General features: G+C 71.3%; 5 protein-coding genes. 4 read left to right on the forward strand and 1 reads right to left on the reverse strand.

Annotated elements, in window-relative coordinates:
* Positions 1 to 225 precede the first annotated feature (225 nt).
* On the forward strand, positions 226 to 7053 hold the full coding sequence (locus LV75_RS17530) for a polymorphic toxin-type HINT domain-containing protein (RefSeq protein WP_253887992.1): 6828 nt from the start codon (positions 226 to 228) through the stop codon (positions 7051 to 7053).
* Between the two features lie 39 nt (positions 7054 to 7092).
* Positions 7093 to 7644 carry a suppressor of fused domain protein gene (locus LV75_RS17535; RefSeq protein ID WP_253887993.1) on the forward strand — a complete coding sequence of 184 codons (552 nt, stop codon included), beginning with the start codon at positions 7093 to 7095 and terminating at the stop codon, positions 7642 to 7644.
* A 45-nt stretch (positions 7645 to 7689) separates the two neighbouring features.
* Here LV75_RS17535 and LV75_RS17540 read toward each other — a convergent pair whose 3' ends face one another.
* Positions 7690 to 9951 carry an ATP-binding protein gene (locus LV75_RS17540; protein ID WP_253887994.1) on the reverse strand — a complete coding sequence of 754 codons (2262 nt, stop codon included), beginning with the start codon at positions 9949 to 9951 and terminating at the stop codon, positions 7690 to 7692.
* Between the two features lie 166 nt (positions 9952 to 10117).
* Here LV75_RS17540 and LV75_RS17545 point away from each other — a divergent pair, with 166 nt between their 5' ends.
* Both LV75_RS17545 and LV75_RS17550 read left to right on the forward strand, forming a co-directional pair.
* On the forward strand, positions 10118 to 11980 hold the full coding sequence (locus tag LV75_RS17545; protein ID WP_253887995.1) for a PP2C family protein-serine/threonine phosphatase: 1863 nt from the start codon (positions 10118 to 10120) through the stop codon (positions 11978 to 11980).
* Positions 11959 to 12393, forward strand: coding sequence for a response regulator (locus LV75_RS17550; RefSeq protein ID WP_253887996.1), 435 nt, complete (start codon positions 11959 to 11961; stop codon positions 12391 to 12393). The genes LV75_RS17545 and LV75_RS17550 overlap by 22 nt, the downstream gene beginning before the upstream one ends.
* Positions 12394 to 12566: the final 173 nt, after the last annotated feature.

Below are 12566 nucleotides of genomic sequence, written 5' to 3' on the forward strand. Positions count from 1 at the left end.
TTTCCCGCTATTTGTCCAATTCGGTGGATCTTGATTCACCAATGGTGCGAAATCTGCCGGTTTCGTCACTTCACTGGGGAAGCGACTTCTGGTTGAGTGTCCACTTGTTTGGGCGGTCGCTGGATTGGGCTGTTTCACCACTGGGGCGTGACAATGAATTACGAGCTGTCGATCGACGCTGTCCTTTTCCGTCGATTCTCTCGGCCGCGCAGATTTCTCGGGCTGGTGCTGGCACTCGTGCTGCTCGCCACCGCGCCCACGGTCATCTCGCCGACGCCGGTGGCCGCGGCGCCGTCGCGACTGCCCAAGGCCCCGGCGGAGAAGGTGATCCCGCACACCGACTTCGTCTCCCCAGCACACCGAGCCACCCCGGTGCGGGTCGACCCGCCGCGGGGCGCGACGACCTGGCCCGCCGCCGGATCCGCCGAGGTCGTGCTGGGCACCGACCAGCCGACCGGCGCCGCTGAACCCACCAACGCCGCCGAACGCGGCGCCAGGGTCCCCACCCCCCGCCAAGCGGGCTCACTGCCGGTGAAGGTCGCCTCGGGGGCGACCGCGCGCGCCGCCAAGCCCGGACTGCACGTCGAGGTGGCCGACCGATCCGTGGCCGAACGCGCGGGCGTGCGCGGCGTCCTCCTCGGGCTCCGGCCCACCTCGGGCGACCTCGACTCCACGACGGTGTCGATCGACTACTCGTCGTTCCGCTTCGCCGGTGGCGCCGACCTGGGCAGCAGGTTGCGGCTCGTTCGGCTACCCGAGTGCGCCCTGAGCACCCCGGAGAAGCCCGCCTGCCAGGTGCAGAGCGACATCGCCGCCACCAACGACCAGGCAGCCCAATCCGTGACCACCGTGCTCCCGGTCAGCGCGAACAAGATGACGGTGCTGGCCGCGACCGCTGGTGCTTCCGGCCCGAACGGCTCGTTCTCCGCGAGCTCGCTGAGCCCGACCGGTTCGTGGGCGGTCAGCGGGAACACCGGCGGCTTCACGTGGAGCTACCCGATCCCGCTGCCCCCGACGGCCACCGGCGAGAGCGCGCTGCCCGACGTCACGCTGGCCTACAGCTCCGCGCGGGTGGACGGACGCACCTCCGCGACGAACAACCAGAGCTCGTGGATCGGCCAGGGCTGGGACTACTCACCCGGCTTCATCGAACGCACCTACCGGGCTTGCGGCGAGGACACGACCCTGCCGCAAGCCCAGCGGACGGGCGACCTGTGCTGGGCCGGGCAGATCGTCACGATGAGCCTGGGTGGGCGCTCCACCGCCCTGATCCGCAACGACGCCGACGGGAGCTGGCGCCCGGCCGCCGACGACGGCACCCGGGTCGAGTTGTTGACCGGTGTCGCCAACGGTGCCCGCAACGGTGAGCACTGGCGGATCACCACCACCGACGGCACGCAGTACTACTTCGGCCGCAACGACGGCCCCGGACGCACCACACAGGACACCACCAACTCCACCTGGACCGTCCCGGTCTACGGTCCGCGCTCGGCTGACCCCTGCTACAACGCAGCAGGTTTCGCGCAGTCCCAATGCAACCAGGCGTGGCGGTGGAACCTGGACTACGTCGAGGACCCGCACGGCAACGCCGCCCTCTACTACTACACGCCGGAAACCAACTACTACGGCGCGAACACCGGCACCACCGGCGTGCAGTACACCCGCGGTGGCACCCTCAAGCGCATCGACTACGGCCTGCGCAAGACCGCCGGGTCGGTCTACGGCGCGACCGTTCCCGGCCAGGTCGCCTTCGACGTGACCGAGCGCTGCACCCCGTCGGGCGCGATCACCTGCGCACCGGCCCAATTCACCGCCGCCAACGCCGCCTCCTGGCCGGACACACCCCAAGACCAGCAATGCCTCTCCGGCGCCACCTGCAACAACCACTCCCCCAGTTTCTGGTCCACCAAGCGCCTCACGACCATCACCACCCAGTACAACACCGGCGCGGGCCCGATCAAGGTCGACTCCTACGCCCTCACCCAGACCTTCCCGTCGATCGGCGATCCCGAACTGCGGCTCGACCAACTCGTCCGCACGGCCTGGGAGTCGGGGACGACGGCGACCTCGATGCCGCCGCTGGTCTTCACCAGCCAGCTGCTGGACAACCGCGTCTCCGGGTACAACGGTCAGCCCGCGATGGCGCATTGGCGCGTCACCAACGTGGCCACCGGATTCGGCGGCCAGGTCGCCGTGACCTACCTGCCCGCCGAGTGCACCTCCACGACGGTCCCCACCGACCTGCCCAACAACACCAAACGGTGCTACCCGGTCTACTGGACGTTGCCGCTCAACCAGAACCCCACGCTGGACTTCTTCCACATCTACCCGGTCAGCCGAGTCGAGTCGCAGGACAGCAACGGGCTCACCCCCACGCAGCGCACCGACTACAGCTACCTCGGCACGCCCGCGTGGCACTACGACGACAACGAGCTCGTCAAGCCCGCGAACCGCACCTACGGCCAGTTCCGCGGCTACGGTCAGGTCGAGACGCGCACCGGCAACCCGGGCAACCTGATCGACGGCGTCCCCGATGCGCAGACCCTCAGCAACACCACTTACTTCCGCGGCATGAACGGCGACACGCTGCCCGGCAACCAGCAGCGGTCGGTCACGGTCACCAACTCCCTCGGCGAGGTCCGCGCGGACGACAACCTGTTCGCGGGCAGCGCGTTCGAAACCCAGAACTACCTCGGGTCGGGCGGCGCGCGGCTGGGCTCGTCGATCATCGAACGGACCAAGCTCGCCACCACGGCCACCCGGGCCAGGACCGGACTCCCGGCGGCCACCGCGGACATCGTCGTGACGACCCGGACCCGGGCCATCACCGACCTCGCGGCGGGCGGCGTCCGCACCGCCACGTCGACCAACCGCCACGACACCCTCGGGCGGGTCGTCTCCACCAGCGAGACCGCCGACGGCGTGCCGGACAAGTGCTCCACCAGCACCTACGCCGACAACACCACCTCCTGGATCCGGGACAAGACCGCCGAGACCTGGTCCTCCGCCGCGGCGTGCCCGACGACCGGACCGGTCACCGCACCCGCGCCGATCGTCTCCGCCCAGCGCGTCTACTACGACGGCCAGAGCACCCTCGGCACCGTCGCGGGCGCCGGTGACGCCACCCGCACCGACACCGCGACAGCCAACACCAGCGGGAACCTGACCTTCACCACCACGGCCACGGCGGCCTTCGACGCGAGTGGTCGCCCGGTGTCGCAGAAAGACGCGCTCACCCAGGAGACCAAGACCGCCTACACGCCCGCCGACGGCGGCATCGTGTCCCAGGTCGTCACCACCAACCCGAAGAACCAGACCTCGTCGGCCACCCTGGAACCCAGCCACGGGATGACCACCAAGGCCGTCGACGTGGGCGGCCGGGTCACCGAGGCGACCTACGACAGCTTCGGCCGCACCACCGCGGTCTGGAACCCCGGCCGCGTCAAGCCCGCGGGCTCGAACCCGGGCGACACGCCCAACTCGACCTACAGCTACCTGGTGCGCGACAACGGACCCCTCGCCGTCACCGCGCGCAAGCTCGTCGACTACGGCACCGGCACCAACTACGTCACCGCGATCACGCTGTTCGACGCGGCGGGCAAGCCGAGGCAGACCCAGTCCGACGACATCAGCAACCCCGCCGGGGTGAGCAACCGGATCGTGACGGAGACCTTCTACGACTCGCACGGCTGGCCGGTGAAGGCGCACAACCGCTACGTCACCACCGGGGTCCCGAGCACAACGATGGTCACCGTCCCCGACGCCTCCGTCGACGACCGGTCCGTCTCCGGCTACGACGGCAGCGGCCGCGTGGTGCGGGCCGTGTCCTACCAGGGCCTCACCCCCAAGGCGACGACCACCACCGTCTACGGCGGCGACCGCGTCACCACCTTCCCGCCCACCGGCGGGGTCACCAGGGCGCAGGTCACCGACGCCAGGGGCAACACCGTCGAACGGCGCGAGTACACCACCCAGCCCACCGTGACCGGCAACGTCGTCTCCGGTGGCACCGCCCGCGTCTCCACCTTCGAGTACAACGCGCTCAACCAGTTGATCCGCAACACCGACGCCGCGGGCACGAAGTGGGAGTACCAGTACGACTTCCTCGGCAGGCAGACCGGGGCGACCGATCCGGACGCCGGGCAGACCACCCGGGCCTACGACCTCGCCGGGCAGATCAGCTCCAGCACCGACGCCCGCGGCCAGGTGCTCAGCTACGACTACGACGTGCTGGGCCGCCGCACCGCCGAGTACAGCGGCGTCGGCGCGGGTCGGGTGAAGCTCGCGTCGTGGGCCTTCGACACCGCCACCGCCGGTGTCGGCAAGCTCGCCTCCACCACCAGGTACACCACCGCGGGCAACTACTCCGAGGGCGTCAGCGGGTACAACGCGGTCGGCCTGCCCACCAACAACGTCGTGCAGATCCCGGCGGCCGAGACCGGGCTCAACGGGCTGTACACGACGACGTACTCCTACACCACGACCGGCCTGCTCACCGGCATGACGCCGCCCACGAAGGGCGGGCTGCCCGGCGAGGCCATGACCTTCGTGGTCGACAAGTACGGCAACCAGACCGAGACCCGCAGCAACGTGTGGGACTACGTCTCCGGCTCGACCTACACGGCCTCCGGTGAGCCTGCCCAGTTCCAGCTCAGCTCCGGCAACAACGCCGCGACGCTGACGTTCGAACGCGACCCGCGCACCCACGTCGTCGACCACACCAACCTGTCCGTGCAGGCCGCGACACCGCTGGTCGACGACCTGCGCTACACCTACGACCCGGCGGGCAACCTCACCAAGGTCGTCAACGCCCGACCGGGCGGCACCCGGACCCAGTGCTTCGGCTACGACTCCCTGGACCGGCTGAGCCAGGCCTGGACCGCCACCGACAGCTGCGCGGGCCAGCCCAGCACCGCCCCCGGGGCGACGACCGTGGGCGGGCCGGATCCGTACTGGACGTCGTGGACGTTCTCCACCGTGGGCCTGCGCACCGGGCAGACCAAGCACGGCATCGGCCAGGCCGACACGACCACCGGATACACCTACCCGAGCCCGACCGGCACCCGTCCGCACTCGCTGTCCGCCACGGCGACAACCGGGCCGGGCGGGTCGAGCTCGACCAGCTACACCTACGACAACGCGGGCAACACCACCAACCGCACCCTCGCGGGCAGCTCGCACACGCTGACCTGGACCGAGACCGGCAGCCTCGCCAAGGTCCAGTCACCCACCGGTGACACCACCTACGTCTACGACGCCGACGGCATGCAGCTCCTCCGCCGCGAGCCGGGCAAGGTGATCCTCTACCTGCCCGGTCAGGAGTTCGCCCGCGACACCGCCACCGGCACGATCACCGGCACCCGCTACTACAGCCACAACGGCACGCTCGTCGCCCGGCGGGTCGGGTCGGCTAACCCCGAGTACCTGTCTTCGGACCACCACGGCACCACGCAGGTGTCGGTGTCCGCGGTCGGGTTCGCGGTCACCCGCCGCGAGGCCGACCCGTACGGCAACCCGGTCGGTGCCGTCCAAGGTGGACCGTGGGCGGACAACCGCGGGTTCCTCGGCATGCCGACCAACGCCGCCACCGGCCTGGTCGACATCGGTGCCCGCAAGTACGACACGACCACGGGCAAGTTCATCTCCGTCGACCCGGTCCTCAACCTCCAGGACCCGGGCTCGTGGACCGGCTACACCTACGCCAACGACAACCCCACGACCTTCGCCGACCCCACCGGCGAGTTCTGCGACGGCTGCGCCACGAACAACCCCAACTCCGTGGCGGCCAAGTCCGCCGGGTGCGCGATCTACGGCGAGACCGGTGTCTGCCCCACGGCCGCGGTCGAGAAGCGGACCAAGGAGCTGCTCAACGGGACCGGGGACCCGAACAAGCAACCGATCATCTTCGGCCACCGGCTGCCCACCGCAGCGGAGATGAAGAAGGGGATGTTCCTCAGCGGGCCGGTACCGATGGCCCCCGGCGAGACCTACCAGCAGGCCGTCGTGCACTGGGCGTCCTACCTGTGCAACAACGACATGGCCGGTCCCGGCCCGTTCTGCGAGTGGTCCTACCGGATCGGCAACCACCGCCCCGACGGCTGGGACCTGCTGTTCACGGCCTTGAACGCGTGGATGCTCGCCGAAGGCGTCCGGGTCCGGGCACCCGAACTCGAGGTCGAGGGCCGGACCCGGACGGGCATCGCGGCCGCCGCCGACAAGCAGTTGCTCAGCACGCTCGAGAACCCCGGGGCGTTCTGCAGCTTCACCGGCGACACCGCGGTGCTGATGGGTGATGGCTCCAGCAAACCCATCAAGGACGTCGTGCCGGGCGATGTCGTGCTGGCGACCGACCCGGAGACCGGCCAGGCGGGACCCCGCAAGGTCCAGGCGACCTGGCCGCACGCCGACCTGTCCTATGAGCTGGCGTTCACCGACGGCACGACCATCCAGGTCACCGAGGACCACCCGTTCTGGAACGCCACCGACAAGCGGTGGGAGCGCGCGGACGCGCTCGACGCGGGCGACCTGCTCGCGAGTCCGACCGGGAGCGCGCTGCGGGTGGCGGGCATCCGCCCGCACTCGGCCCGGCTCGCCGAGGTGTACAACCTCACCGTCGCCGACCTGCACACCTTCTACGTGTTCGCGGGCGCCACCCCGGTCCTGGTGCACAACACGTGCAAGGACGGCGTGACCTACATCTTCCGCTCGCCCGGCGAAGGCAACAAGGCCGCGGAGCTGAAGGGCCTCAACGCGGCCAACCACAAGGGCGACCACCCGACCGCTTACCTGTCCAACAAGGCCGGTGGTGCGGCGCAGTACGCTGGCATCGGCCACGACGACGGCTTCTACATCTACAAGATGAAGCCCGGGTTCCAGGAGAGGTTCGGCAAGTACGAGTACCCGCTGGAGAACTCGAACGGTCTGGAGGACGTCACCGAGTACCGCATCTCCTCCAACGACTTCGACGAGTTCAACTCGTACATCGACGGGGAGGGCACCTGGGTGGACTCCCACCAGAACTGGTACGTGCTGCCGCCCGGGGTGCCGGACTGATGGCCCCGGATCGACGACAGCGGCGGAGCGGAGATCCGGATGGCTGAGCGCGACACCCCGCAGCGGCTCGCGAACTACTTGGCGAGGCTGAACTCGATGACCGAGGTCGTGCCCGAGCTGCACGAAATGCGGCCACGGGTGCCGAACGACGGCCGGGTGCTGGCGGTGGTCTACACCGACGTGCCGGAACCCGGTTACGTCACCGGGTTCACCTACGGCCTGTCGCTGATCCGACCGTCCGGCGGCCGGGAGATCTCGATCACCGTCCGCTCCGGGGAGGTCGAGTGGGCCAAGGTGCCCGCTCGATCGGTGGCCGTGCTGCGCGGCCTGAACCCGCTCGACCCCGGCCACACCATCGGGTACGCGGGTGCGCTCGTCGAGGGCTCGCCACTGCACCACCTGCTCCTGTCCGAGCGCAACGAGCCCTGGCACCTCGACCCGATCGCGCTACCGGGGGAGGACCCCGTCGAGATCCTCGGCGCGTTCCCCACGCACGACTCGGAGACCGACTTCGTGCGCACCCACGGGGTCGACGCCCTGTGGCGCCTGGACTGGGACCGCTACGACCCACTGCGTCCGCCGGTGGTCTGACGGCTGTGCGACGGGCTTGGGTCACCGGGGCCGGCTCTCCTGCGGCTACTGCGGTTGGTCGGGCTCGGGTTCCAGGGTGAACCAGACGGTGGTGCCTTGGGATGGGGTGGAGTCGAGGCGGAGGGTGCCGCCGTGGCGTTGGATGATGCGGTCGACTATGGCCAGGCCCGCGCCGTGGCCGCCGCCGTGGGAGTCGCGGGGGTGCAGGCGGCGGAAGAGGCGGAAGACGTCTTCTTGGTGGGCGGTGGGGATGCCGATGCCGTTGTCTCGGACGTAGACCGCCGGGGGGTTGCCGGGGGTGGTGCCGACGGTGACGGTGCGGGGTGGGTGGGGGTTGGCGTACTTGGCGGCGTTGACCAGGAGGTTCACCAGGATCTCCTGGAGGCGTTCGGGGTCGGCGGAGATCGTGCTGCCCGGTTCGGGCAGGGTCACCTCGACGTCGTGTTCGGCCAGCCGGATGCCCGCGACCTCGAGGGCCTGCAGGGTGGCGGTGCGCAGGTCGACGGGGACGCGGTGCAGGGCGCCCTGGCCGAGTTGGGCGAAGTGCAGCAGGCTGTTGATCAGCTCGTCCATCCGCTGGGCGAGCTTCTGGATGGTGCCGAGCCTGCGCGCGGTGACCGCGTCCAGCTCGGGCGCGTCCTCGGTGATGAACGCGGCGGTGGTGGCGATGCCGCGCAGGGGTTCCTTCATCTCGTGCGCGGCGACGTGGGTGAAGGTGTCGAGGTCGTCGTTGGCGCGGCGCAGTTCGTCGTTGAGGGCGGCCAGTTCGGTGGCGCGGCGCAGCGCCGAGGTGCGCACGGCGTGCCCGAACTCCTCGGCCACCGCCGCGTCGGCCCCCGTCCACGGCAGGCAGTGGCCGCGCACGACCGCCTGGTAGACCGCCGAGGACCCGCGCGGGGTGAGCCGCTGGCCGTGCGGGCCCAGGAGGACCGGCTGGTCGGGGTCGGTCGCCCAGGTGCGGGCGGCGCGGCGTTCCCGGCGGACCCAGGCCACCAGGTCGCCGGTCCCGTCGAGGGCGAGCACCAGCACCCCGCTGAACCCGGTCGCGTACCGGGCGAACACCGGGTCGAGCTCGGTGAGGCTCTCGCAGCTCCACACCTGCCCCGCGGCCAGCGCGGGCACGTGCTCCCACAGCGCGGTGAGGGCACCGTCGTCGAGCGCGGCACCGGACACGGTGGCCTGGCCGCCGAGTCGCACCACCACCGCGTCGGCCACGATCAACCGGGCCAGCTCGTCGTTGTCGGCCAGCAGGGCGCCTGCCGTGACCAGGCTGAACAGCGCGGTGCGGGCGTGCTGGCGGGCGTTGGTGGCCTCGGTGTCCTGCAGCGCGGCCAGCTGCAACGACAGGGTGACGCCGAAGAACTCGCACGCCGCGCGGACCTCGGCGCTGAGCCTGCGGGGTTCGAGGCCGTGGCAGGCGATGAGGCCCCACAGCCTGCCGCCGTTGAGCAGCGACACCGACATCGACGAGCGCACGCCGATGTTGCGCAGGTACTCCAGGTGGAACCCGGACACGGTGCGCAGGGTCGAGTCCGACAGGTCGAGCGGGTCGCCGGCCCCGGGCAGCACTTGCGGGACCAGCAGCGCGGTGTCGTCGTCGACGTCGTGGATGACCCGGATCCAGTTGCGCTCGTAGAGCCTGCGCGCCTGCGGCGGGATGTCGGTGGCGGGGAACCACAGGCCCAGCCACGGTTCCAGCTCGTCGGCGACGGACTCGGCGATCACCTCGCCCGGCCCGGCGGGGCCCTCGAAGCGGTAGGCGACCACGCGGTCGTAGCCGGTCAGGGCGCGGATCTCGGCGACGGCGGCGGCGCAGACGTCGACCACCGTGCGGCCGTGCTGCAGCTTGACCAGGGCGGTGCGCACGGCGGGGTAGAAGTGGGAGAACACGAACGGCCGCTCGGCGGTGGCGGGCTCCAACTCGACCACGACCCGCCCGTCGGCGCGGTAGACGGTCGCGTCGAACCCCCGGCTGCCCAGGGTGAGGGCGAGCATGCCGCGGTCGCCGGTGGGGGCCGCGAGGGTGGCGTGCACCGCGGCCAGCCCCGCCGACCCGAACAGCGCCTCGGCGGACGTGCCGACCACCGCGTCGGTGGGGACGCCGAGCAGCGCCGCGCAGTTGGAGCTGGCGACCTCGACGCGCCCGTCGGCGCCGATGGCGAGCAGGGCGCCGTAGGACTGGATGCCGCCGAGGCGGTGGATCGGCTCGTTCAGGCACACCGACAGGTCGAACGGGGTCCCGGACTCCACTTCGGCGGCCCGCTCGCGGTCATCGGGCTGCCACCCGCCCTCATCGCCCGTGCCCACCCGCACACCCCCGCCGGTCCGGTCGACGCTCGTGCAGTCGACACACCCGCAGGACCCTACAGTTGGGTCGGCGTCCCCGAACGAGCGAAGTGGAAGCGTGCACCCGAACCGAGAAGGGCACTGGCCGGACCGACTGCACCGGTTGTGGCGATCGGCGTTCGCGTCGGTGAGCACCAGGCAGTTCGCCGACGAGCTGTACTCGGGGCTGCTGGAGCTGCCCGGTGTGCGCGCCGTGCTCGGCGGCCGGTTGTCGCCCGCGGACGAGGTGCTGGTGACCCGGTGGGCCGACGCGACCGGGCTGCACAGCGCGGCGGCCGGGCTCGCCGCGGACATCGCCGACCTGGTCGTCGACCTGCCCGAGGACGGCGTCGTCGTGCCGCTGCCGCTGCTCGCGCGCCGCTCCCCCGGTCTCGCCGCCCGCGCGGCGGCCTCGGGCGGGGACGGTCTGCTGCTGATCGCCTTCGACGTCGCCGAGGGCGGGCGGGGCCTGCTGGGGCTGGCCACCGTGGCCGACGGGAGCGACACCGAGCTGCTGACGACGGCGTTGTCGCAGGTCATCGAGGTGGTCGTGGCGGCGGACCACCGGATCAGCGAGCAGCGCACCCTGGAGGACCTGCAGGCCGTCGACGCGCTGCTGGCCGAGGCGTCGCTGCGAATGGACGCCTCGCTCGACATCGCCGACACGTTGCGGGCGGTGCTGCGGATGGTCGTCCCGGCGCTGGCCGACGGCGCGGCCGTGCACATCCGGCGGGAGGAGCGGATGGTGCAGGTCGCCGCCGCGCACGTCGACGCGCGCCGGGAGGCCCTGCTCGCCGAGCACCTGCGGGCCGGGCACTGGGCGGGTGAGCCGGTCATCGCGGGTGCCGCCCGCGCGGGGGACGGCCCGGTCGCGGCGGGTCTGCCGGTCGAGGTGGGGTTGGCCACGATGACGATGGGTGTCCTGCGGGCCCGGGGCCGCGACGTCGGGCTGCTCACGTTCTTCCACCGGGGCACCCCGGCCAAGCGGGTCACTACGCGGTTCCTGCACGACCTGGCGAGCCGCGCCGCTCTGGCGATCGACAACGCGACGCTGTACGAGCAGCGCCGCCACGACGTCGCCTCGTTGCAGCAGCACCTGTTGCCCGCGGTGCTGCCGACGGTGCCCGGGCTGGAGTTCGCCGCCGGGTACAACGCCGCCGACCACGCCCTGGAGGTCGGTGGCGACTTCTACGGGGTGGTCGACCAACCGGACGGGGCCGTGGTCGCGCTGGTGGGCGACGTGTGCGGGCGGGGCGCCCCGGCGACGGCGCTGACCGGGCTGGCCCGGCACACGCTGGAGACGGTGCTCGCCGAGGGCGGCCCGGCGCCGCACGCGCTGGGGATCCTCAACCGGAAGATGCTGCGGGACGGGATCACCCGGTTCCTGACCATCGCGACCGCGACGTTGCGGCCGGGGTCGCGGGGTGAGTGGTGGGTGGAGACCCAGTCGGCGGGGCACCCGGCTCCCCTGCTGGTGCGCCGGGGCGGGACGGTGGTGGAGTCGCGGTGCCGGGGGCGGCTGGTGGGGGTGTTCGCCGAGCTGGACCTGCGGCCCGCCACCGACCGGCTGCTGCCCGGTGAGCTCCTGGTGCTGTTCTCCGACGGCCTCATCGAGGCCCGCGACGCCGACGGCGGCTTCTACGGCGACACCGAGCTGCCGTTGACGTTGACCAGGTCCAGGGAGCTGCCCGTGGCGGAGATGGTCGAGGCGTTGCTGGCCGGGGCGGGCCGCTACCACGTCAACGACGACGTCGCGGTGCTCGCGGTCCGCAACCTCGGCGTCACCGCGCTCGACCGCGTGCTGCCCGCGCACGAGGTGCTCGGCGCCGTCGAGAACGCCCTCCGGGAGCTGACGCACCCCGGCTGCCCGCCCGACCACCTGGCCCGGTTCGTCGCGGGCCGCTCGACCGACATCAGGGCGAAGGTGGCAGGCGACGCGGAGTGGGCGCGGGTCGAGCTCACCGCCGTGGACCCCAACGGAGGAACCGCGTGGACCGAACTGACAGCCTGACCGACGCCAACCTCGTGCTGGTCGTCGAGGACAGCGAGGTCGACCGCGAGGCCATCGACCGCGCCCTGTCGCGCTCGCACCCCGAACTCCTGCTGGAGTTCCTGCCCAACGGCAACGCCGTCCTCGAGCGCCTGCGCGACCCCACCCGCCCCCGCCCCGCCCTCATGTTCCTCGACCTCTCCATGCCCGGCGTCGACGGCTACGGCGTCCTGTCCGCCGTGCGCGCCGACCCCGACTTCGCCGCGCTGACCATCATCGTGCTGACCTCCTCAACAACCTCCGCCGACATCGAACGCTGCTACGCCGCGGGCGCCGACAGCTACATCTACAAACCGGTCAACTTCGCCCTCTTCCGCACCGTCCTCCAAGGCGCCGTCGACTACTGGCACTCCCTGCCTGACCGCCCCCGGTGACCGGACCCCGGGATCAGCGCTGATCCCGCCGCGGCCAGGAATGCAACCACGCCTGGCCAAGCGCCACAGCCGGGTCCGGTCGAGGTGTTCGACCTTGCCGCTGGTGTGCGGCCGTGTGAGGCGAGTCCTTTGTGGAGGATCTCGGCGGGTCGGAGATGTGGGCAATGGCTGGG

Source organism: Actinokineospora diospyrosa (assembly GCF_024171925.1).
GTDB lineage: Bacteria > Actinomycetota > Actinomycetes > Mycobacteriales > Pseudonocardiaceae > Actinokineospora > Actinokineospora diospyrosa.

Bases quoted from the DNA above. Each gene is read 5' to 3' on its own strand.
- LV75_RS17535 (WP_253887993.1), top strand. From the start codon at position 7,093: ATGGCTGAGCGCGACACCCCGCAGCGGCTCGCGAACTACTTGGCGAGG.